Genomic DNA, 23,241 nt, shown 5'->3' with positions numbered 1-23,241 from the left:
GCTTCACTTGCCTTTCTTGGAGCCGATCTCCTCGTCCCAGCGCCGGAACGCGACGACCATTTTCTCGGGGGGCAGCGGCAATTCGATCGGATTCCCGCTGATCAGTTCCGCATATTCGGGCCGGCCGAACTCCTTGATGATGTCCTGACTTTCCTTGGGGGCCATGGAGAGCGGCACATTCTTCACGGCAGGTCCCGGATAAAGGTATCCCTCATCGTAGGAAAAGGCCTGTTGCTCGGGCTTGAGGAGAAAGGCCATCAGGTCGACCAGGACAGCGAGCTTCTCATCCGCGACACCCTTGGGCACGACCATGAAGAATGCATCGGAGACCCAGTGGAAGCCTTTGAGAGTTCCGATCCGGGCACTCTTCGGCACGATGCCGAGCGCGCGCGGGTTGATGTCCCAGCCCGTCGTGGAGATGATGATGTCGCGGGAGCCTTCCCCGAACTCCTTCATCGTGGCCGTGGTTCCCGAAGGATAGTATTCGATGGACGAATTCATTTCGCGCAGATAAGCCCACGTCTTCTCCCAGCCGTTGACGGGATCCATCGGATCCTTGTCTCCAAGGATATAAGGCAGTCCCATCATGAAGGTTCGGCCCGGCCCCGAATTGGCAGGACGGGCATACATGAACCGGTTGGGATGCGCTTTGGCCCAGGCGAGCAGCTCTTCGGCCGTCGCCGGCACATCCTTCACGCGTTCGGGCGCATATTCGAGGAGCGGCCCGGACGGATAGTAGTTGATCACCACTCCATAGCCTTGGCCTTGGGCCCGATGAAGGTTCAAAGCGGCAGGCTCGTAATTCTCCTCGATGCCAGGGAACTTGTCGGCATAGGTGGGAAGAAGCTTGATCCAGAGGCCCTGGTCCAGTCCGGCCGCAAGGCCGTCGCTTCCCGTCAGCACCATATCGATATCGATGCGGCCGGCGTTCTGCTGGGCCTTGACCTTGGACGCCAGCTCGGGGGCCGGGGCCTTGACGTAGGTGATGCGGGACACGAGGTCGGGCTTGGCCTTGCGGTACTCCTCGAAGGCCTTCTGCATCAGCGCGAGAGCGCCGCCCACATCGATCACGTTGAGTGCGACAGGCGATTTCGGAAGGGCAAGGCCCTGGGCGCGAGCGCCCGTGGCGGCCAGGGCGGCCATACTGGCGGCGCCCCCAATGAGTGTACGGCGATCGACATGCTTCTGATGACCTTCCATTTTGTCTTCCCCTTCTGGTTTGTGACACGACACGCGTTCCCGTCGATGATGCCCTTCTTCCGCGCACATCGCCCCGGCCGCTACTTTCGACGATGCACGATGCCTCCGTGTTCGACCTGCAGGATCTCCCCATCCGCAGACCAGCTGACATGCCCCGCCGGAGGGATGGGCAATCCGTGCGCTCTCAATGCCGGCGTCAGCATCGACCGAGGATTGTCGCAGGCCATCCGGATCGCCTCTTCAGGGCTTGCGAATTCCCATCGCACGATGTTCCCGACGGCCTTGTCCAGGGTCAGCGCGGAGCCGGCGAGATAACGGCTGCCCGGCAACCGGACACTGCCGTCCGTCCCATGCTCGATGTCCATTCCGGCGAAGGAATAGCGTCCAGGGCAAGCGGCGGCGGCGGAAACGGCATCCGACACCAAAATGGAGCGCTCGATCCCTTTCGCGCGAAGCATCGTTTTCAGCGCCGGTCGTGGAAGATGAATGCCATCGGCGATGAAGCTCGCATGCAGGCGCTCCTCGGCGAGCTGGGCAAAGATCGTGTTGTCGAGTTTATGCAGCGTCTGCGGAACGCCGTTGCCGAGATGCGTGGACATGCTTGCGCCCGCCTCGGCGGCCATCGCAACCGTATCCGCATCGGCGGAAGAATGGCCGACGGCGACGATCTTCCCGGCCCTGCTCAGCATTCGAATGAAGGCTTCGCTGCCCGGCAGCTCGGGCGCGATTGTCACGAGGAGGATCGGCCGCGACAGATCCGCTTCGAGCCTGAAGACGAGATCGGCGTCGGGCGCCGTCATGACCTGCGGCGGATGACAGCCCGCGTAACCGTCCGCCGGGTTCAGGAATGGACCTTCGAGATGATATCCCGGCACCATGATCGAGCCGAGCCGGCTCTCGGCCACCGCGCGGTCCAGCGCAGTCAAGCGTTCGGCCAGATCCTCAGCGGACGCCGTGATGATCGTCGGCAGGCAGGTCGTCACTCCTGTCTCGAGCATCGCCGCAAGTGCGCGATCCAGCGCATCCGCGTCCATATCCGGAGAATTGAAGTCGACCCCGGCGAAGCCGTTCACCTGGAGGTCGAGGAGGCCCCTGCTCTGCATCGAGAACTCCGCTCTTGCGGTTGTCCATGGGCGGCATGCGCCGCCCATGATTGCGGCCCCACGGTTCCATGGAACAGTGGTTGCTGGAATGGCCGCTACTGCTTCATCTTCGCGCTGCCGATCTCGCGGTCCCACTTGTCGAACATGGCCACCAGAGGCTTGGCGTCGAGTGGCGGCTCGATCGGATTGTCGGCGATCATGCGCTCGTATTCCGGCCGGCCGAACTTCCTGATGGTGTCCTGGCTTTCCTTGGGGGCCATTTCGAGCGGCACCCCATGAATGGCGGGCCCCGGATACATGTAGCCGTGATCGTACATGTACGCTTGCTGCTCCGGCTTGAGAAGGTATGCGATCATCTGAAGAAGGACATCGACCTTCTCCTGGGAAACGCCTTTGGGAATCGCCATGTAGTTGGCATCGCCCACCCAGTGGAAGCCCTTGAGGGTTGCGACCTTGAACTCTTCGGGCACGATTCCGAGATAGCGCGGGTTGATGTCCCATCCCGTCGTGGTCGCGATGATGTCGCGAGACCCCTCGCCCAGCTCCTTCATCGTGGCCGCCGTGCCGCCAGGATAGTAGTCGATGCAGCCGTCGAGTTGCTTGAGATAGGCCCACGTCTTCTCCCAGTCATTGACGGGATCCATCGGATCCTTGTCACCCAGGAGGTAGGGCAGCCCCATCACGAATGTGCGGCCCGGTCCGGAATTCGACGGACGCGCGTACATGAACTTTCCCGGATGCGCCTTGCACCAGGCGAGCAGCCCTTCCGCCGTATCGGGAAGATCCTTGACGCGGTCCGGCGCATATTCGAGCAGCGGACCTGACGGATACCAGTCGATCACGAAGGCCTGGCCGCGGCCCATCTTCTGCATTGCATAGGCCCCCGGATGGTAGAGCTTCTCCAGGTCCGGGAAACGATCCTGGTATTTCGGCAGGATCTCGAGCCAGATGCCCTGTTCCATGCCGGCCGCCAAGGCATCGTTGCCGGTGAGGACGAAGTCGATGTCGACGCGACCCGCGTCCTGCTGCGCCTTCAACTTCGCAGCGAGTTCCGGTGCGGTCGCCTTCGTGAAAACGAAACGCGAGACGAGATCCGGATGATCCTTCTTGAAATTTTCGATCGCCGGCTGACTGATCTGGAGATCGCCGGCCACATCGATGACATTGATGGTGAGAGGGGATTTCGGCTTGGCCGAGGGAGTTTGGGCAAAGCTGCCGGTGGCCAGAACGACTCCAGCCGTCAGGCACGCGGCCGCACTCAACGCGTTTCTCAGTTTTACACTCATTGGACGTTGCTCCTTCCTCTGGTTATTCTCTTGCCTCTGGTTATTCTCTTGAGACCCGTCCCGGTCCGCCTCACTCCGGATCCCGATCAGCGTCCCGAAGAGAAGCCGATGAGAGTTTGCTGGCGGATGCCGGGTCGAGAAACACGTGGCAGGCCGGATGCCTTTGAAGGATGGACGCTGGACAGGCTGGGGAGACCGGCCCCTCCAGCGCGTTTTGAACCGCATCGGCCTTTCGTGCGTCGGGCACGGACAGGACGACGAGGTCGCTGGCCATGATCTGGCGGATACTCATGGAAATGGCGGTCTGCGGCACGTCCTCGAATGTCGGGAACCATCCTTCTCCGAATTGCTGCCGTCGGCAGACCTCATCGAGTTCAACGACGATGTATGGCTCATCCACATTGAAATCGGCCGGCGGATCGTTGAAGGCGAGGTGCCCGTTCTCCCCTATGCCGGCGAAGGTCACGTCGATCGGGTGTGCCTTGATCAAGTCCCCGACCCGCGACACCTCCGCTTTCAGATCGCGCGCATCCCCTTCGATGAAATGAAACGCGCCCAGGGTCGGAAGCTTCGACGTGAACCGTTCACGCAGATAGCGCCGGAAGCTTGCCGGATGGCTGTCCGACATTCCGATATACTCATCGAGGTGGAATCCTGTCACCTTCGACCAGTCGATCCTCGGCTGTCGCACGAGGGCGTCAAGCATTTCAAACTGGCTTGCGCCGGTCGCGATAATGATGTGAGCCCGTCCCTTTGCCGCGATCGCGTCGCGTATCGCTTGGGCTCCCATCGCGGCGGCCGCGTCTCCAAGGGCTGACTTTGTCGGATAGAGGTGGAGTTTCATAGGCGTCCTGTTCGTTTCAGCTTCTGTTGTGAGCTCTCGGCCGTGGCATGGATCGGGGCTTGGCATCCGCGGTGTGAGGCCGCTTCGCCGGTTGGCCCGTCGTTGCCCGAACGATGAGTTCCGTCGGGATAATGATACGTTCGTCCTGGATCTGGCCCTTGCTCAGAACCTCCGTCAGCAGCTTCACGGCCTGCATGCCTGCATCGGCGCTATGCGCCGCAACCGTCGTCAAGGGCGGATAGGTCGTGGCTGCGAGCACGTCGTCGAATCCGACGATGCTCATATCCTGGGGAATGCGCCAACCGAGATCGGCGAGGCCGGCCATGATGCCCTGAGCCACGAGATCGTCGAAGGCGACCGTCGCCGTGACAGGCAGCCTCGCGAGTTCGCCGGCCGCCTTTCGGCCAGCCTCGTAATTCGGGTGATAGGCAGGAATGGCGGTCAGCCGGATTCCGAGCTTTTCGGCAGTCCCGATGGCGGCTTGCTGGCGCTGCTCGTTGGCCCAGGAGGCGGGCGGCCCACTCACGTAGGCGATGTGGCGGTGGTTCAGGCTCGCAAGATGCTCGATGGCGGCGGCGATCCCGGCGCTGACATCCATCAGAATTCGCGGTAGCCCCTCGATATCCCGGTTGATCAAAACCAAAGGACGGCGCGCCGCGTGAGCTCGCACTCTCCCCTCGTCAAGACGGGGCGAGGCCAGGATGAAGCCTTCCACCTGCGCCGCCATCTTGGTCAGAAGCATGTCTTCACGCTCCGGCTGCTCGTCCGAGTCGCCAAGGAAAACGGCATAGCCCGCGTGATCGGCGTGAGCCTGTGCGGCGCGAATGAGCGGTGGGAAGAAGGGATTGGCAATATCCGGGACGACGAGGGCGATATTACCCGCGCGCCCCGTGCTCAAGGCGCGCGCAACCTGGTTCGGGACATAGCCGAGCCTTTCGGCCACTTCGTGAACACGTTTTATCGTTTCCGGGCTCAGGAGGTCGGGCCGGCTGAAAGTCCGCGAAACGGTTGCACGCGAAACGCCAGCAGCTTCCGCCACTTGGCTGATCGTAGGCAGTCCCTTTGAGCGGCCTGTCAAACCGATGCTCCTGGATTGGAACTCCATGTAACCGGTTGCATAAGGATTTTGTCAAGTGAACTCCTAGGGTCCGGAGCACCGTGCGCCTCCTTCAGGCGGCGTACCCAAGAGTGGAGTCCATCGTCGGGATCCATCCGATGCTCAGAGAGTGCCGACCCCAGCTTGACAATGGATTATTTCAATCTTCAAATAACCGGATAACGACAAGACGTCCGGCGGGGGCCAGTTCACAATTCCTTGCTGCAAGCATGTCCGAACCGGGCCCCAGTGAATGCGGCGCCTTGAGAGGGCGTGAAGGCAGCATGGGATCAGGAGGTTCCATCATGTCGTTCCCAGCCAAGATCCGCTGTCACGAAGTTTTGCCTCAACCCGATCGCCGCTCCGTTCTGGCAGGCATCGCCGGCCTCATCGCTCTTGCCCCCGTCGCCGCGGCGTCCGCTCAGGACGAGGTGTCTTTGGCCAACCTAGTCGGACCTGACGGGCAGGCCTCCGACCTCGCGCGATCCATGACGGGCCGGACAATCAGAGTGCGCGGGTATCTGGCACCAAGCCTCGATGGACGTGAGTTTGCCCTGTCCGAGTCCTCACCCGGTGCCTGCCAGCTCTGTGGCGTGATCCACGATCCCGGGGCGACGATCACCATCCGCTCCGCGTCCGCGAAAGACGCTCCCCCGATCCTCGAACCGGTTCTCGTCGAAGGACAACTCGCGGTCACGCAGGCAGCCGCAGCGGTCGCCCTGTTGGACGCGAAGGCGCGCACCCTCTGATCCTGCGCCGCATCTCGTTCAGCCAGAACAGGAATATTCACGATGACCAATACGCGTGCGCGCATGGTGCTGACGGCCTGCGTTCTCCTCGCCGGCTCCTTGGCAACCGACGCAGCCTCGGCACAACCTGCCGACCTCATTCTTCACAACGGCAAGATCACCACGGTCGACAGGAATTTCGCGACCACGGAAGCCCTTGCCATCCGCGGCGACCGCTTCATCGCGGTGGGCGACAATGCCACCGTGCTCAAGGAAGCTGGTCCCCGTACCCAGATCGTCGATCTCGGTGGACGCACGGTGATCCCCGGCCTGATCGATACCCACCTCCACATGTCGATGGCGGCCTTGAACCGACCCGCCGTGAAGCTGCTGGATGCCCGTTCCGTCGATGACGTGAAGACGCTGATCGCCGAGCGCGTTGCCCAGACCCAGCCGGGTCAGTGGGTGATCGCATCATCCGGCTGGCATGAAAGCCTTCTCAAGGAGGGACGGCTCCCAACCCGCTATGAGCTTGACGAGGTCTCGCCGAACAATCCGGTATTCATCCCACGCGGGGGGCACGTCGTCACCGTCAACAGCAAGGCCCTCGAGCTTGCCGGGATCAAGAAGGACACTCCCGACCCCAAGGGTGGGGTGATCGTTCGGGATCCTGCCACGGGCGAGGCGACCGGCGTCCTTCTCGAAACGGCGGCATACTTTGCACGACGCGCCCTCCCCCCGTCTCCGGCTCCTGCCGAGCACGCCCGCCTGCTCAGAGAAGCCATGCATGAACTCAACAGCTATGGCCTGGTCTCCGTCGTGGAGCCCGGCATCGATGAGCGCACCATCCAGATCTACGCGCAACTGCGCGACGCCCGCGCGATGACGATCCGCACCGACCTTCTCTACAGGGCGTTGACCAAGGAGCAGGTCCAGAAGGGCTTGGCGCAGGCCTCGCTTCGGGCTGACGACATGCTTCGTTTCGCCGGGATCAAGTATCCGCTTGATGGTGGCGTCGAAGGTGCACGTCTGTACGAGCCCTACCAGGTCGTGCCTGGAGAGCAGCCGGATCCGAACTATCGTGGCGTTCTGCTCCTGCCTCCGGGGGGAGAGGACGAATATGTCGAGGGGCTCAGGCTGGCGGCGGCAGCGAAGGTCCAGGTTCAGACCCATGCCGTCGGTGACGAGACGATCGACGTCATCGTGCGCTCGTACGAGCGCGTCAACGCCGATACCCCGATCAAGGATCTGCGCTGGACCATCATGCACGTGTTTCTCCCCACGGAGAGCGCGCTCAGGAAGATGAGCGAGATCGGCATCATGGCCACTGCGCAGGACCATGCGGTGCTGTTGGGGCACAACCAACGGCGATGGTGGGGTGACAAGCGGGCTGGCTATGCCATCCCGATCCGGGCCATGCTCGATGCCGGGGTGCACGTCGGCGGCGGCACCGACGGTCCGGTCGTTCCTGTGGACCCATTCCTGTCGATGTGGTGGATGACGACCCGCAACACACTCAATGGCTATCAGCTTGGTCCCGAACAGGCGATCACGCCGCGCGAGGCGCTCCAGCTCTATACGATCAACAATGCCGTCACGATGGGCGTCGAGAAGGACAGGGGCTCCATAGAGAGCGGCAAGCTCGCCGATCTGGTGGTCCTCTCTCAGGACATCCTTACCGTACCGCCGCAGGCGATCCGTGACACAAAGGCCTTGATGACCGTCGTGGGCGGAGACATCGTCTACAGGTCGGGCATCTAGCGCATCGTGCGGACCCGGTTTTTCGCAGGAACGATGCCCTGTTCGACCGGGGGAGCATCTTGTCACGCAAACCGGGTCCTCGTTCTGCATTCGCTGTTCTAAACCCGCCAGCCTCCGTCGCGGTCTGGCGGGCTCTATCCGGCTCACGCGGGAGATGCGGCCGCCGGTCTCGCATGTTCCAGGAAGAAGCGCATCATCTCACGGCTGGCATCGGGCCCCCGTGGCTCGGTGTAGGACCCGCTCGGACTCCCACCGGACCAGGCGTGGCCCGCTCCGTGAAGCACCCAATGCTCGAGCATCGCCTGTCCGCTGTCATCGGACGCGACCGTGCGGGTATAGCCGATCCCACCGGGCGCCTGGCCGCGGCTGACCGTCGTGCGGAGCTTCGCGCCCGCCCCCGACTGAGCAATGACCTGGTCCCCATTGACGGGGTGCACGGTCGTGTCACGATCGCCATGGAACACGATGGTCGGCACGGGCAGCCTGTCCCCCTCGTGATACGGCGCCCCACCCTGTCGCATGGCGGCAAACGCCGAGGGCATGTCACGCGCGGCCCCACAGGCCAGGCCCGAGTGGACCCCCACGGCCGCATAGAGATCCGGGTAAGCCGATCCCATGATCGCCGCGGCTGCGCCGCCGGCCGAGAGCCCGGCGACGTAGACACGTCCGGGCGCGACAGAGAAGTCGTTCATGATCTGACGAGTCATGCCGGCGATCAGCGAGGGCTCGCCCCGATCCCGCCGCTGATCGGCTGCGTTGAACCAGTTCCAGCACCTGGAGACGTTGGCCGCCTGTGTCTGCGCCGGATAGGCGACGAGAAACGTCTGCTCCTCGGCCAGTTCGTTCATCCGCGTGCCTGCGGCAAAATCATCGGGCGATTGGGTGCAGCCATGCAGCATCACCACGAGCGGCACAGGCTGACCCGTATAGCCGCTTGGAACGTAGAGCTTATAGCTACGACTTCCCGCCGGGTTGGCGAAGGTGCGCTCTTCGAAACGGGCTCCCTCCGGCAACGGGGCTGGCGCACGTGCCCGAATGGGGCCGGCCAGCCCGTCGACGCCGAGCGCCGAGCCGGGTTGGCCCATGCGATTGAGGAAGTCTCGTAGCGCCTCCGGCACCTGGTGCTGGGCCGAGGCTCCATCAAAACCGGGAGTGTCCGGGACAGAGTGTGAAGGGTTGAAGTTCGGTGGAGTCCAGGCCCCTCCCCCAGAGGACGGCGGCACCATGTCAATGATCCGCGTGGCCCGCCCCAAGGGCTGCCGGCCGGCATCTCCGCCGGTGCTGCCGGAGGAAGCCGACGGGTTGGTGCCTGAAAGCCCTCCCTGAAGGATAGCCATGGCTTCTGCGAGCCGGCCTTCGCGAGTCAGACGGGTTGCCTCGAGCATATCGCTCTTCAGTTTTGCGTTCATCGGTTTGGTCCTGTTGTCGGGCAAAGCGGACCCTGCCCCTTCCTGTCGGGAAGGGTTGGGCAGGCTCAAGAGCATCGGATGCGGGAAGCGGGAGCCGGCTCTGCGTGAAAAGATTCTCAAAAACAGTGACTGACAGCATCGGATGTGCGTTCGATGTCACGTCCGATTCTGTAAGACGGTGAGACGGGCGTGAATCCGGGTGGTCAGCGAATGCGGTCCTTCAGCGCCTCTTTGACGGCGGGACTGGCGTGCAAGGCGCCAAGCACGTGAACGGAGGCGATTGTCTGCCGGGCCAGCTCAGGCGTGACATCGCCGGCGATGCTGGCGAGACCGAGAACCTGGATGTGCAACGCTTCGCCGGCCGCTTGCACGGCCTCGAGATCCTGGCGGGTGTAATGGCGCAGGCCGAGGTCGAGCTGGCGTCGTGCGACGGATTTCGTGACCGCGTCGTTATGCCGGTCGAGCTGGTTTCGTATCGCCGTCCGGATGAAGTCGGTCCTGTTGGAATAGAACCCCTCCTGGACCAGAAGGTCGACATGGCCGAGGTCGACATAGCCGAGATTGATCGTGATTTTCTCGCTGTCCGACGGCCTGGGCCGAAGTTCGTGTACGTTGCTTGCCATGAAAACCATCCTCTGACCATCCACATGGATGGTAAATGGAGGCGCTTACAGAGGGATTCAAGACCCGGTTCTGATTTGCACTGAACGGCCCCTCAATCGCGCCTGTACCATTGGGCAACCAGCCTCAGGTGTCTGGCCCTCCCGGTAAGCTCGGAATGACCCGCTGGTTCTTTGTCATGCCCCTATCTGCAAGTGGGCCTAGCTGTCTTGATGCGAGCCCCCCTTGGCATGAGCGACGACCTGGAGGGCTTGCGGCAAAGCAACTGGATCGGAGGGTGAGACGAACTTCGGCTCAACCACGGTGGCGGCATCCCAGGCAGCCTCGTCGAAGGTGGCGAGATACTCTTCGACCGCTCGATGAGCATTGGCCCCATCGTCCCGGGCTCGCCACGCATCCCCCGCAAGTGCCCTTTTGATTGCCGCGATTGGACGCGGGCCCTTAGGCAAACTGCCCTTACCGCGTAGACCGCGAGAGAGATCCCAATCGGCCGCGCAGGTCGTCCGGTTTCAGGGCCGGCAATGTCGCTTCGATGACGCCATGAAGGTCACGCCGAATCGGGGCGGCCGAAACCAGCGTGCCGCGTCCCTTATCGGTCAGGTGCAGCACACGGCTGCGGCGGTCCTTCGGATCGGCGGCAACCCTCACGAGACCCTCGCGCTCAAGCGACTTCAGGGCGGCGGTGAGCGTCGTCCGATCCATCGCCAGCACTTGCGCCACCGGGCCGATGGCCGGCGGTTCGGGACGGTTGAGGGCATTCAACAGTGAGACCTGTCCTCAGGTGAACCCGACAGATCGCAGCGCCTCGTCGAACCGCCTCGCGAGCATCCTGGCCGCCCGCTGCGCATGCAGGCACAGACAGGAGTCGCGGATCAGAATGGTCGTAGCGAAAGAAGCTTCACGGCAGTTTGACACAAATCTTATATGTTGATATCAACATGAATGTCAAGTTCAAGGTGCGCGAACTGCATCCGAGCGAGCCCGAGGGACACGTTCGATCCGAGGGCTCCGATGCACCCGACAATCTCGCCGAGACGGAGGAACAGGATGACGAACGCTCACTATCGCTGGGTCATCGTCGCGGCAGGCGGCCTTCTCGGCTGCATGGCCATCGGGGCAATGTTCTCTCTGCCGGTTTTCCTGCTGCCGATCTCTCGAGAGACCGGATGGTCCGTCACCGGCATCTCCAGCGCCATGACGATCGGGTTTGTCTCCATGGCCTTGGCGAGTCTGATGTGGGGAACGCTGTCGGACCGCTGGGGGCCCCGAGTCGTCGTATCGACCGGTTCGATCGTCTTGGCGGCGGCTTTGGCCGTCGCGAGCCGGGCAACATCTCTCATCGAGTTTCAACTCGTGTTCGGGCTGGCGGTTGGCGGCGCGACGGCGGCGATCTTTGCGCCGATGATGGCCTGCGTCACAGGTTGGTTCGACACGCATCGCAGCCTTGCCGTGTCCTTGGTGTCAGCCGGCATGGGAATGGCGCCGATGACCATGTCGCCCCTGGCGGCATGGCTCATCTCCGCTTACGACTGGAGAACGTCCCTTCAGATCATCGCCGCCCTTTCGGCCGCCGTGATGATCCCGGTGGCGCTGTTGGTCCGCCGGGCACCGGCTCTCGAGGACCGGAACGCTCTCCCCTCCCCGGGCGAAGAGGCGCATGGTGCCATGTCCATGGGCCAAGCCCTGAGGTCGCCCCCGTTCATCATCCTGCTGCTGACGAACTTCTTCTGCTGCGCCACGCACGCCGGCCCGATCTTCCACACGGTGAGCTACGCGATCACCTGCGGCATTCCCGTGATCGCGGCCGTTTCGATCTATAGCGTCGAGGGACTGGCCGGCATGGGCGGCCGCATCGTGTTCGGTCTCATGGGGGATCGGTTCGGCGCCAAGGGCACTCTGGTCGCAGGATTGCTGCTGCAGGCTTTCGCCGTCCTGGCATACGCGTTCGTGAGTGAGCTCGGCGCATTCTACGCCGTGGCAGCGCTGGTCGGCTTTGTTTACGCCGGCGTCATGCCTCTCTACGCTGTGCTTGCGCGCGAGAACTTCCCTCTGCATATGATGGGTACCGTCATCGGCGGGACAGCCATGGCCGGCGGCTTGGGAATGGCCACAGGGCCATTGGCCGGAGGGCTGATCTACGACACCTTCGGCAGTTACGTTTGGCTCTACATCGGTGCCTGGGGCCTTGGACTCGGCGCCTTCCTGATCTCCCTGACCTTCAGGCCGTTCTCCAAGAGCCAGCCAGCCATGGCGGCTGCTTAGCAAGCTGAGCGCCATACTCATCGACGCCGGTGCAACGGGAGCCGAGGACACAGGCGACATTGCTGCGCCATATGCCCTTATGTTCCCCTACGCGCCACAACAAAACCCCGATGTCGGCTCAATCTCAAGCTGTCTTCGTCGTTCGTATTGCCGCGGTTTCGAGCATCGGACGTGAAAAGTGGATTCCACTTTCGGAAACAATTCGATGCTCCCTTCTTGGAAAGAGCGCCGCAGAAGCCGGATCGCTCCCCTGAGACGAGCTGCGGCCAGTCCTTGTTGCGTCCGCCTCACGTTCTGCCGTGAAGCCGGAAGTCCTCGCTCCCGTTGCAGCAGGAGGCAACTATGAGGGTCAATGCCTTTCTGATCCAGCTGATTGTCCTGACCTTCGCCGTGCCCAGCCTCGGTTGGGCGCAGGAGCAATCCGTCGAAACCCAGATCGTGGACGCGATGAACCGGGTGTTCGGCAGCCATCCCAGGTTTCGCACCAACCACGCCAAGGGAATAGTGGTTGAAGGCAGCTTCAAAGGGTCTCCCGAAGCCGCGGCGCTGAGCCGGGCGGTCCTGTTCGACGGCCGCACGATCCCGGTGACGGTGCGGTTCTCGGATGCGGGCGGGCTCCCGACGATCCCGGATGGCGCGGATGGAGCCAACCCGCACGGCATGGCGCTCAAGTTCCATCTGCCGGACGGCAGCGAAACCGATATGGTGACCAACTCGTTCAAGGTCTTCCTGGTCCCCACCGCGGCCGACCTGCGCGACTTCTTTCTCGCCATCGCGGCCAGCCCGCCCGAGGCTCCCAAGCCAACGAAGCTCGACCAGTTCGTCGCCAGCCATCCCACGATACCAGCGGCCTTGGCCACGATCGCCACGCCGGACAGCTTCGCCCATGAAGAGTATCGCGGCCTCAATGCCTTCGTGCTCGTCAACAAGGCTGGCGAGCGCCAGCCCGTGCGCTATGTGGTGACTCCGGACCAGGTCGTGCATCTGAATGCCGCCGAGGCAGCCAAACGGCCGCCGGACTTTCTCATGACAGAGCTGCCCGAGCGCCTGAACCGTGGACCGGTCATCTTCCACCTCAGGGCGCAGCTTGCCGCGGCCGGCGATCCCACGAGCGATCCCTCCCGGCCTTGGCCCGACGACCGCACGGTGGTGGAGCTCGGTGTCCTGACAATCGACAAGGCCGTGCCGGACAGCGCCGAGGCCGAGAAGAAGCTGCTCTTTCTGCCGGGCCAGCTCACCGACGGGATTGAGGCTTCCGACGATCCGATGATCGAGGTGCGGGACGGTGCTTATGCCGTGTCGTTCTCGCGCCGCAACCCCTGACCATGCGCCCGTTGTCCATGGGCGCACGGTTGCTTGCGCTCCAGCAAAGGGAGCGGAGACGGCGCAATGACTCCGTATCGGCGTAAGCTCTCCTGCTGGAGGCAGGCTGTTCTTCTCGGTTTACTGATCCCGGCGGCCTGCAACCCTCCGCAGCAGGCAGCCGCTCCGGCACCGCAGCCGGCGGTAGGCGTGCGCCCCGCAGAGTTGCGCAGGGTGAACCGGTCGTTCCAGTTCGTCGGGCACGCGAAAGCCGTGAGCAAGGTCGATCTGCGCGCACGCGTCGAGGGCTTTCTCGAGCAGGTCGCATTCCGGGAGGGCCAAACCGTCAAGGCCGGGGATCTCCTGTACCAGATCGAGAAGGTTCAGTTTCAAGCACAGGTCGATCAGGCAAGAGCAAATTTGGCCTCGGCTGGAGCCGTCGTGACCAACGCCCAGCTTCAGTATGACCGGCAGCTGTCGCTCTCCCAGCGCCAGTTTACCCCCCAGTCGCTCGTCGACCAGGACAAGGCCAATCTCGACAGCGCCACGGCCAATGTCCTGCAGATGAAGGCTGCACTCACACAGGCCGAGCAAAATCTCAGCTACACCGAGATCAGGTCGCCGATCGACGGCGTGATCGGCCGCACCGCCTACACGATCGGGAATCTCGTCAATCCGGCAAGCGGCGTCCTGGCGACGATCGTGAGTCAGGATCCGATCTACGTGCTCTTTCCGGTCAGCGTGCGCGACCTCGAACTCATTCGCGAGGCGCGGCGAGAGGAGAGCGGCGGCCTCGCCAAGATCGAGATTCTCATCCGCCTGTCGAGTGGTGCCGAATACCCGCACCGGGGTGTCTGGAACCTGACCGATCCACAAGTCGATCAGCAGACGGATACGCTCATCATGCGCGCGACGGTTCCCAATCCCGACGGGCAGTTGCTCGACGGGCAGTTCGTGACCGCGGAGATTCGCCGACGCCAGGAGGAGCCGCGCGTCGTCATTCCGCAGGCGGCCCTGCAGTTCGATCAGAGCGGCTATTATGCCCTGGTGGTCGACGATCAGCACAAGGTCGAGCGGCGGCCGATCAAAACCGGCCCGAATCGGGATGCCGATATCGTCGTCCTCGCAGGCCTTCAGGAAGGCGACAACGTGATTGTGGACGGGGTCCAGAAGGTCCAGCCCGGGCAGGTCGTGCAGGCGAACGTGCTGGCGCCGGAGGCCACACGCCGATGATCTCGGATATCTTCATCGACCGGCCACGCCTCGCCTTCGTGATCTCGATCGTCATTACCTTGGCGGGTCTGATCGCCATGCGGTCAATCCCGGTCGCCCAGTTTCCCGATATCGTGCCGCCGCAGGTCTCGCTCACCACTCTCTATCCCGGTGCCGATGCGGAGGTCGTGGAAACGACCGTCGCCCAGCCGATCGAACAGCAGATCAACGGCGTCGACAATGCCCTCTACTACCAGTCGACGAGCGGCGCCGACGGCAGCTACACACTGACCGTCACCTTCGCGCTGGGCAGCGATTCCGACATCAATACGGTCAACGTCCAGAACCGGGCCCAGCTCGCGACGCCGCTCCTGCCGCAGGAAGTGCAACGCCAGGGATTGGTGATCCGCAAGAAATCGGCTGCGCTCTTACAGGTGATCACCCTCTCGGCGCCCCGGGGCACCCATGATGCGCTTTTTCTCAACAATTACGCCACCATCAACGTCATCGATCCGCTGGCACGCATCCCCGGCGTCGGCCAGGCCACGCTCTTCGGCCCCCTCGATTATTCGCTGCGCCTGTGGCTCGATCCCGACCGTCTGACGGCCTTCAACCTGACGCCGGCCGACGTGATCGCCGCTATTCTGGCCCAGAACCTGCAAGCTGCCGTGGGCCGCATCGGCGCCGAGCCCGCCCCCGGCAACCAGCAACTGCAGCTCACCATCAAGACAAAGGGACGGCTGGTCCAGACCGAGGACTTCGCGAACATTGTCCTGCGGGCGAACCCCAATGGCTCTCTCGTCCGGGTCAAGGATGTGGCCCGTACCGATCTTGGCGCCAAGACGCAGGATCGCCATACCCGTTTCAACGGCGCACCCTCGGCCGCAATCGGCATCTACCAGGCGCCCGGCGCCAATGCGGTCGAAGTGGCGCGGCGCGTGCGGGACGTGATGGACGGCCTCGGCAAGCGCTTTCCCGACGACGTCCGAAGCGACCTCTTCTGGGATGCGACCACCTTCGTCACCGCAACCGTCGACGAGGTCGTTCGCACCCTCGTCATCGCCTTCCTGCTGGTGGCGTTTGTGGTGTTCCTGTTCCTCGGCAAGGTCCGCACGATGCTGATCCCGCTGGTGGCTGTGCCGGTCTCCATCATCGGCACCTTCGCGGTCATGCTCGTCATCGGCTATTCGGCCAACACCGTATCGCTCCTTGCCCTGGTGCTCGCCATCGGGATCGTCGTCGACGATGCGATCGTCGTCACCGAGAACGTCGAGCGGGTGATCGAAGAGGAGCCGACCCTCTCGATTTCCGACGCCACCAAGAAGGCCATGGCGGAAATTACCGGGCCGATCATTGCCATCACCCTCGTACTCCTGTCGGTCTTCATTCCGGTGGCGTTCATCCCCGGCATCAGCGGCCAGCTATTCCGCCAGTTCGCCGTTGCGGTCTCGACCGCGATGATCATTTCCGCGCTCAACGCCCTGACATTGAGCCCGGCCCTGTGCGCGGTCCTCCTGAAGCGCGCCGGGCCGCCGCGTGGGCCCATGCGCTACGTCCTCGGTGCGATCGATCGCACACGCGATGGATACGCTGCACTGGTGCGCCGCCTCGTCCGCGTGGCAATCGTCAGCCTGGTGATCGTCGCCGGAGTTGCTGCGGCCTCGCTCGGTCTGTTCAGGGTGACTCCGCAAGGTTTCCTGCCATCGGAGGATCAGGGCGCGATCTTCGCCGCCATGCGGCTCCCCGAGGGCGCGTCCACCGAGCGTACCGAGACGCTGGTCGCTCATGTGGAAGACATCGTCCGATCCACCCCCGGGGTCGGAGGCGTCCTGTCGGTCGTCGGCCTGAATTTCATCGACTACGTGGCCTCGTCGAACAACGCCTTCTTCGTGATCCGCATGAAGCCCTATGAGGACCGTACCGATCCGGCCGAGAGCGTCGATGCGGTCCTCGCTCGTCTGCGCCCACAGCTCGCTGCCATCCAGCGAGCCGTCGTCTTCCCGTTCAACCTGCCGCCCATTCTCGGCCTCGGCAATACCGGTGGCTTCCAGTACGTCCTTGAGGCGTTGCAGGGCCAGAGTCCCACGGACCTCGCCGCGGTCATGCGTGGACTTCTCGTCGCTGCCAACCAGCAACCTGAACTCGCCGGCGTCTTCAGCACCTTCGCGGCGGATACACCGCAGGTCTATCTCGACATCGATCGCGACAAGGCACAGGTGCTCGGAATTCCCATCAGCAGCATTTTCAACGCGCTGCAGGCGTCACTCGGTGGGTTTTACGTCAATGATTTCAACCTTTTCGGTCGGACTTGGCAGGTCAATGTCGAGTCGGAGGCCAGGTTCCGCAACGAAATCGATGACATCTATCGGGTCTATGTCCGCAATGCTGCGGGGACGATGGTGCCGATCCGCGCCCTGGCACAAGTACGGCTCGTGCAGGGCCCGCAGGCGGTCGTGCGCTATAACGGCTTCCGCGCCACGATCATCAATGGCGCGCCCAAGCCGGGCTACAGCTCGGGCCAGGCGCTCGCCGCCATGGAACGGCTCTCGGCCGCGACCCTCCCCTCTGGTTACGGCTTTGAATGGACCGGAACTGCGCTGCAGGAAAAGACGGCAAGCGGTCAAGCCGGAATCGTGCTCGGCCTTGCCGTGCTTTTCGCATATTTGTTCCTGGTCGCGCTCTACGAGAGCTGGAACATTCCGATTCCGGTTCTTTTGTCAGTCAGCGTCGGCGTGCTCGGTGCGATCGGCGCCGTGAAGGTGTCGGGTCTCGCCTTCGACGTCTACGCACAGATCGGGCTTGTGGTGCTGGTGGCGCTTGCCGCCAAGAACGGAATCCTGATCGTCGAGTTCGCGCTCCAGCAGCGGCTCCAGGGGGTGGCAATCGGTGACGCAGCGATCGCCGGCGCACGCTTGCGCTTCCGGCCGGTGATGATGACGAGCCTTGCGTTCATCTTCGGCCTCCTTCCGCTGGTGATCGCTGAAGGCGCCGGCGCGCTCAGCCGGCGTGCCGTCGGTACCCCGGTCTTCGGCGGCATGATCGCCGCTGCATTCTTCGGCATCTTCGTGATCCCGATGCTCTATGTGGTCTTCCAGAACCTGCGGGAACTCAGCGCGCGCCGCAAGGACCGCGTCGAAAGTTCGCCTCGCGGCCGACCGAGGGACGATCTCGCAAGGGAGTAAGGAACAGCCTGCCTTTTGCGAATGCCCTCTCGATGAACTCGGTGACGGTGGCCATATGACATCACTTCGAAACGAGGAGACCGGTTCTTGGACTGTTGACGAATGAACACCGCCTCGTGCCCACAGATCGCCATGGGAGCATCGTTCGAAAAAGTGGACCCGGTTTGCCGCTTCGAACGATGCACCATTTCAGGAGTGGAGCATCGGACGCGGGAAGTGGCTTTGCCGTATTGAGATTCCGTCCGATGCACCCTTCTTGGAAAGAGCCCATCGTTTGAGCGGCAAAGCAGAGGGGCGCGTGCGCCGCTTAGCTGGATTGCTGACGGTTGATGCCCTCGATGTGAGCTGCATACAGACCTAAAGTCGACAAATGGAGTGCCTCATGCCTCGCCATTCTGCTCCTCCTGAACCGACCGACGTTGACTGGAACCAGCTGACCGGAATCGCCAGCTCTCTGCCAGAGCAGCTCGCGACTGCTTATGCCCACGAGCGCCAACAGGTTCATACGCTCCACGCTGGTCAGCAGGAAGAGACTGTCGACAGATTGATCAGCATCCTCGTTACGATGTGGGCGAGCTTGGCCAGCTACTATCCTCCCGGCCACTTCGAGGGAAAAGATCCGGAAATATTCTTTCGAGACTATCTCGCCGACAGGCAGACCTGGCGGTTCCATTTGGTGTTTCAGGGCTTGTCCGATCCGCTCCTATCGCTTGAAATCAAGCGGGCGGTCTTGACGGATGCGGAGGATGCCGTCGCTGATACGGTTGCAGCGATCTTTCGTGGGGATGATCGCGCCATGGTGAATTCGTGGATCGACCAGTGGAATGACGCAAAGGCCGTTCGCGAGAAACCGCCTCAATGAAGCAGTATCGCGGATACTGAAGGCCGGCATCGGATGGGAGGTCTGTCACGCTCCATTCAAGATCCCTGCAGGCCTGCGTCACCGTGCCGATCCTCAGAGCTGCCGCCACGCGGATCGTCGCCGGGATCGATGTATTCGAGCCCCAACGGACCGACGGCCGTGACCTGAGTGACATACTCGCCAGACCTTGCCCAGTGAAAGTGAGATGTATTGCCGGGAAGAACGATGACGCTCCCAGGTGGATAAGCCTTCACGTTATCACCGTCGAACAGGTCCCCCAGGCCGATGTAGAAAACACCGGAGATGACCGTGTAGACCCGGTCCTCCGGGTGTCTGTGCGGCATCAGTTTCACACCCGAGGGCACCTTCACCCTGATCACATAGGGAGCCGGCTCGGACGGCTGGCCGACAACGACGGCGAGGCGGACCGAAGGCGGGAATGCCGGAAACGGCCTCCACTCGATGTCCTCGGGCAGGATCGCTCTGAAGGCGGCCTGATCCGGCTGATGGCCCTGAGCCATGGCGGTTCTCCTGAACCAGATGCGCGGTCGGCCGGGAGCGGGGACAAGACAGCGCCGCTCACGCCGGCTGCTTCAACGCGGAGCTGTCGATCGGCAGCTTTCGCAAGCGTTTGCCGGTTGCGGCAAAGACCGCGTTGGCCACCGCGGGCACGATCGCCGAGGTTCCGGCTTCGCCCATCCCGCCCGGAGGCTCGGAGCTCTGCACGATATAGACCTCAACGGCTGGCGCCTCGTTCATCCGCAGCATCCGGTAGGTGTCGAAGTTGGTTTGCTCGACCCGTCCATTCTTGAGCGTGATCTCGCCGTGGAGCGCCGCCGTGATGCCGAACATGACCGCACTCTGGATCTGCGCCTGGACGATATCGGGATTGACCACGGTGCCGCAATCGACCGCGCACACGACGCGCCGGACGCGGACCGCTCCGTCGTCTGAAACCTCGACTTCGGCCACTTGAGCCAGATAGGTCGCAAAGACGAACTGCAGGGCGACGCCACGGCCGACCCGGCCCGGCAATGGCTGCCCCCACCCGGCCTTGTCGACGGCAAGCTCAAGCACGGCTTTGGCGCGCGGCGCCTGGCCGAGCAGGGCCAGCCGATACGCAACCGGGTCCTGCTTGGCCGCCGCCGCCAGTTCGTCCATGAAGCTCTCGGTCACGAACACGTTGTGCGACGGCCCGACGCTGCGCCAGAAGGCGGTCGGAATGCCCGGAGGTTCCACCCGCACGTACTCGACATGCATGTTCGGGAGATCGTAGACCAGATCGATCGCGCCTTCGGTGCTGTCGGGGTCGAGCCCGTTGTTGAAGGCAGGCGGGAGCCACCGGGCAATCACCGAGGATCCGGCGAAGCGATTGTTCCAGGCGACCGGCCTGCCCTGCTGGTCGAGGCCGGCAGAGATCCGGTCGAGCCAGGAGGGTCGGTACATGTCGTGCTGGATGTCCTCCTCGCGCGTCCAGACGACCTTGACGGGACCGTTGACCTGCTTGGCGACCTCGACGGCGCGCGCAGCACCATCGGCCTCCAGCCGCCGTCCGAAACCGCCGCCGATGAGATGGTTGTGGACCAAGACCTTGTCCAACGGGAGGCCGGCGGTCTTCGCCGCTGCCGCCTGCACCCGGGCGATGGCCTGAGTGCCGACCCAGATCTCGCACCCGTCCGGGCGGACATGAACGGTGCAGTTCATCGGCTCCATTGCGGCGTGCGCGAGGAAGGGAACCTGATAAGTCGCCTCGACCGTGCGGGCAGCCGTCGCCATGGCCCGGTCGACATCGCCGATGTTCTGCGCCACCGCACCAGGTTGGAGCGTCGCCTGGTCAAGCTCGGCCGCGATCGCTTGCGTGTCGAGGCTGGCATGCGGACCGTCGTCCCATTCGATCGCGAGGGCCGCCAAGCCTTTCTTGGCCGCTCCCATATGGTCGGCCACGACGGCGACGGCATCGTCGAGGCGCACGATCTGGCGAACGCCTTTCACGATCTTGGCGGCCGTATCATCCACGCTCTTAACGCGGCCTCCGAAGACGGGCGACTGGACCAGGGTTGCGATCTTCACGCCAGGCGGCCGAACATCGATGCCATAGACGGCCGTTCCATTCACCTTCGCGGGCGTATCGAGGCGTTTGGCTGGGGTGCCGATGAGCCGGAAGTCCTCCGGTCGCTTGAGTTCCACGTGGTCGGGAACAGGCATGCGGGCCGCATCGGCGGCCAGTTCGCCATAGGTGATCCGTCTTCCCGTCGGCTCGTGAAGCACCTCGCCGCTTTGCGCGCGGCACGCGGCGGAATCGATATGCCAACGTTGCGCCGCCGCCGCGACCAGCATGGTTCTGGCCGTCGCGCCCGCCTGCCGCAGCGGCTGCCATGCGGCGCGGATCGCGTTCGAGTTGCCCGTGGCCTGAACTCCCAGCAAAGGATTGACGTAGAGCTTTTCGTCCGGCGGGGCATGCTCCAGCCGCACCTGCGGCAGGTCGACCTCAAGTTCTTCGGCGATCAGCATCGGGATCGCCGTATAGGTCCCCTGCCCCATCTCAACATAGGGCATGGTCAGGACGACCTGGCCATCGCGGCCGATGCGGATGAAGGCATTCGGCGCGAAGTCATCGGCATCAGCGGCTTCGGCGGCGCCGTCAGAAAGCGGCAGGTTCAGGCCCAGCATCAGGCCGCCGCAAGCGGCTGCTCCAACCTGAAGGAACCTGCGCCGGGATAGCTTGTGCGCCGATCCGGGCTGTTGCGGGTCGGCTGAGCGAGACGTGATGTGATCGCGAGCCATGCTTCCCTCCCCGTCAGATCGTTTGCGCGGCCTGCTTGATCGCTTCGCGGATGCGCAGATAGGTCCCGCAACGGCAGATGTTGCCGGACATGGCGTCGTCGATGTCGGCGTCCGTCGGATGCGGGTTGCTCGCCAGGAGCGCCGCGGCGGACATGATCTGACCCGATTGGCAGTAGCCGCACTGCACGACTTCCCGATCGAGCCAGGCCGTCTGGATCCTGGCACCCACCGCCGTCGCGCCGATTGCCTCGATGGTCGTGATCTCGGAGTCGCCGATGCTGTCGATCGGGGTGACGCAGGACCTTGTGGCGACGCCATCGACATGCACGGTGCAGGCGCCACAAAGCGCCATGCCGCAGCCGAACTTCGTGCCCGTCATGCCGAGCACGTCGCGCAACACCCACAGGAGCGGCGTATCGCCATCGACATCGACGCCGCGCGTATTCCCATTGACTTTGATCGTGAAGGCCATGGCGTCCTCACCTTCTGCTCTGAACGGCAATCGGCAGTGCGACCGCCGATCAAGAGCGATCGACATCGACTACGGCCTGGGTAAAGGCCTGCGGCGCTTCCTGAGGAAGATTGTGACCGATCCCGCCGGTGATCAGCCGTTGTTCATACTTGCCCGCGAACTTCCCGGCATAGGCGGCGGGATCCGGGTGCGGAGCACCATTGGCGTCCCCTTCCAGGGTAATGGTCGGCACCGTGATGACGGGGAACTCGGCCAGCCGCTTTTCCAGCTCGCCGTACTTCGGCTCGCCTTCAACCAGTCCGAGCCGCCAGCGGTAATTATGGATCACGATGGCCACGTGATCCGGGTTTCCGAACGATGCTGCCGTGCGGTCGAAGGTGACATCGTCGAAGGCCCATTTCGGCGAAGCGAGCTGCCAGATGAGCTTGTTGAAATCGTTCCGGTATTTGTCGTAACCGGCCCGGCCACGGTCGGTGGCAAAATAGAACTGGTACCACCATTGCAATTCGGCCTGGGGTGGCAAAGGCATCCTGCCGGCTTCCTGGCTGCCGATCAGATAGCCGCTCACGGACACCATGGCCTTGCACCGCTCCGGCCAGAGCGCCGCGACGATATTGGCCGTCCGAGCCCCCCAATCGAAGCCGGCGAGCGTGGCCTTCTCGACCCTGAGCGCATCCATCAATGCAATGAGATCGACCGCGAGCACCGACGGCTGGCCACTCCGGAACGTTTCTCCGGAGAGAAATTGGGTCGATCCATAGCCGCGCAGATACGGCACGATCACCCGGTATCCCGCGGATGCCAGCGCAGGAGTGACATCGACATAGCTGTGAATGTCGTAGGGCCAACCATGCAACAGGAGGGCCACAGGGCCATCGGCAGGGCCGACCTCCGCGTAGCCGACGCTGAGGACGCCGGCATCGATCTGCTTCAACGAACCGAATGACGGGTTCGTGCCCGGCCTGATCACAGGCGGAGCCGGTGCCGCTCCTGGGCCGGATTGTGCCTTGGCCGAACCCATCATGGCGAGTTCGGCAGAGGCAAGCGTCATGGCAGCAGCGCTCAGGAAACGGCGGCGATCCTGATCGATTTCGTCAGACATTGATCTGCCTCCATC

General features: G+C 63.3%; 18 protein-coding genes and 1 pseudogene. 7 read left to right on the top strand and 12 right to left on the bottom strand.

Features of this window, described 5'->3' with window-relative positions; translation table 11 throughout:
- Positions 1-3: 3 nt before the first annotated feature.
- From RE429_RS27105 to RE429_RS27085, 5 genes are all read right to left on the bottom strand, one after another.
- On the bottom strand, positions 4-1,200 hold the full coding sequence (locus tag RE429_RS27105) for an ABC transporter substrate-binding protein (protein ID WP_414474814.1): 1,197 nt from the start codon (positions 1,198-1,200) through the stop codon (positions 4-6).
- 80 nt (positions 1,201-1,280) lie between these two features.
- Entirely contained in the window at positions 1,281-2,303 is a 1,023-nt protein-coding gene (locus RE429_RS27100; protein WP_414474813.1) for an N-acetylglucosamine-6-phosphate deacetylase, read from the bottom strand.
- 95 nt (positions 2,304-2,398) lie between these two features.
- On the bottom strand, positions 2,399-3,589 hold the full coding sequence (locus RE429_RS27095; protein WP_414474812.1) for an extracellular solute-binding protein: 1,191 nt from the start codon (positions 3,587-3,589) through the stop codon (positions 2,399-2,401).
- A gap of 70 nt (positions 3,590-3,659) precedes the next feature.
- Positions 3,660-4,433: a glucosamine-6-phosphate deaminase gene (locus RE429_RS27090; protein ID WP_414474811.1), complete on the bottom strand. Its 774-nt coding sequence runs from the start codon at positions 4,431-4,433 to the stop codon at positions 3,660-3,662.
- A 16-nt stretch (positions 4,434-4,449) separates the two neighbouring features.
- Complete coding sequence (locus tag RE429_RS27085; protein ID WP_414474810.1) at positions 4,450-5,538, bottom strand: LacI family DNA-binding transcriptional regulator; 1,089 nt, start codon at positions 5,536-5,538, stop codon at positions 4,450-4,452.
- Between the two features lie 296 nt (positions 5,539-5,834).
- Here RE429_RS27085 and RE429_RS27080 point away from each other — a divergent pair, with 296 nt between their 5' ends.
- Together RE429_RS27080 and RE429_RS27075 are read left to right on the top strand one after the other, a co-directional pair.
- Positions 5,835-6,278, top strand: a complete 444-nt coding sequence (locus RE429_RS27080; RefSeq protein ID WP_414474809.1) for a hypothetical protein — start codon at positions 5,835-5,837, stop codon at positions 6,276-6,278.
- 42 nt (positions 6,279-6,320) lie between these two features.
- Positions 6,321-8,018, top strand: coding sequence for an amidohydrolase (locus tag RE429_RS27075; RefSeq protein WP_414474808.1), 1,698 nt, complete (start codon positions 6,321-6,323; stop codon positions 8,016-8,018).
- 143 nt (positions 8,019-8,161) lie between these two features.
- Here RE429_RS27075 and RE429_RS27070 read toward each other — a convergent pair whose 3' ends face one another.
- From RE429_RS27070 to RE429_RS27060, 3 genes and pseudogenes are all read right to left on the bottom strand, one after another.
- On the bottom strand, positions 8,162-9,427 hold the full coding sequence (locus RE429_RS27070; protein WP_414474807.1) for an alpha/beta hydrolase family esterase: 1,266 nt from the start codon (positions 9,425-9,427) through the stop codon (positions 8,162-8,164).
- Between the two features lie 203 nt (positions 9,428-9,630).
- Positions 9,631-10,050 carry a CopG family transcriptional regulator gene (locus tag RE429_RS27065; protein WP_414474806.1) on the bottom strand — a complete coding sequence of 140 codons (420 nt, stop codon included), beginning with the start codon at positions 10,048-10,050 and terminating at the stop codon, positions 9,631-9,633.
- A 454-nt stretch (positions 10,051-10,504) separates the two neighbouring features.
- Positions 10,505-10,963: pseudogene (locus tag RE429_RS27060) on the bottom strand (MarR family winged helix-turn-helix transcriptional regulator).
- Between the two features lie 132 nt (positions 10,964-11,095).
- Here RE429_RS27060 and RE429_RS27055 point away from each other — a divergent pair.
- The 5 genes from RE429_RS27055 to RE429_RS27035 all read left to right on the top strand — a co-directional run bounded on the left by RE429_RS27055 (position 11,096) and on the right by RE429_RS27035 (position 18,868).
- On the top strand, positions 11,096-12,310 hold the full coding sequence (locus RE429_RS27055; RefSeq protein WP_414474805.1) for an MFS transporter: 1,215 nt from the start codon (positions 11,096-11,098) through the stop codon (positions 12,308-12,310).
- 342 nt (positions 12,311-12,652) lie between these two features.
- Positions 12,653-13,633, top strand: a complete 981-nt coding sequence (locus RE429_RS27050; RefSeq protein WP_414474804.1) for a catalase family peroxidase — start codon at positions 12,653-12,655, stop codon at positions 13,631-13,633.
- A 66-nt stretch (positions 13,634-13,699) separates the two neighbouring features.
- Positions 13,700-14,845 carry an efflux RND transporter periplasmic adaptor subunit gene (locus RE429_RS27045; protein WP_414474803.1) on the top strand — a complete coding sequence of 382 codons (1,146 nt, stop codon included), beginning with the start codon at positions 13,700-13,702 and terminating at the stop codon, positions 14,843-14,845.
- Complete coding sequence (locus RE429_RS27040) at positions 14,842-18,006, top strand: efflux RND transporter permease subunit (RefSeq protein WP_414474802.1); 3,165 nt, start codon at positions 14,842-14,844, stop codon at positions 18,004-18,006. The genes RE429_RS27045 and RE429_RS27040 overlap by 4 nt, the downstream gene beginning before the upstream one ends.
- Positions 18,007-18,388: 382 nt before the next feature.
- Positions 18,389-18,868 carry a hypothetical protein gene (locus tag RE429_RS27035; protein ID WP_414474801.1) on the top strand — a complete coding sequence of 160 codons (480 nt, stop codon included), beginning with the start codon at positions 18,389-18,391 and terminating at the stop codon, positions 18,866-18,868.
- A gap of 56 nt (positions 18,869-18,924) precedes the next feature.
- Here RE429_RS27035 and RE429_RS27030 read toward each other — a convergent pair whose 3' ends face one another.
- Genes RE429_RS27030 through RE429_RS27015 form a run of 4 tightly spaced genes read right to left on the bottom strand, consistent with a single transcriptional unit; the run spans position 18,925 to position 23,226 of the window.
- On the bottom strand, positions 18,925-19,389 hold the full coding sequence (locus RE429_RS27030) for a cupin domain-containing protein (protein WP_414474800.1): 465 nt from the start codon (positions 19,387-19,389) through the stop codon (positions 18,925-18,927).
- A gap of 58 nt (positions 19,390-19,447) precedes the next feature.
- Positions 19,448-21,652 (bottom strand): molybdopterin cofactor-binding domain-containing protein, encoded by a 2,205-nt coding sequence (locus tag RE429_RS27025; protein WP_414474799.1) that lies wholly within the window; start codon positions 21,650-21,652, stop codon positions 19,448-19,450.
- 13 nt (positions 21,653-21,665) lie between these two features.
- Positions 21,666-22,124, bottom strand: coding sequence for a (2Fe-2S)-binding protein (locus tag RE429_RS27020; RefSeq protein ID WP_414474798.1), 459 nt, complete (start codon positions 22,122-22,124; stop codon positions 21,666-21,668).
- A gap of 49 nt (positions 22,125-22,173) precedes the next feature.
- Entirely contained in the window at positions 22,174-23,226 is a 1,053-nt protein-coding gene (locus RE429_RS27015) for an alpha/beta fold hydrolase (RefSeq protein WP_414474797.1), read from the bottom strand.
- Positions 23,227-23,241: the final 15 nt, after the last annotated feature.

The organism is Microvirga sp. M2, from assembly GCF_047497095.1.
In the GTDB taxonomy this organism is placed as follows: Bacteria; Pseudomonadota; Alphaproteobacteria; order Rhizobiales; family Beijerinckiaceae; genus Microvirga.
The sequence above is the reverse complement of the archived record's forward strand: the minus strand, read 5'-3'. Positions and strand labels throughout refer to the sequence as shown.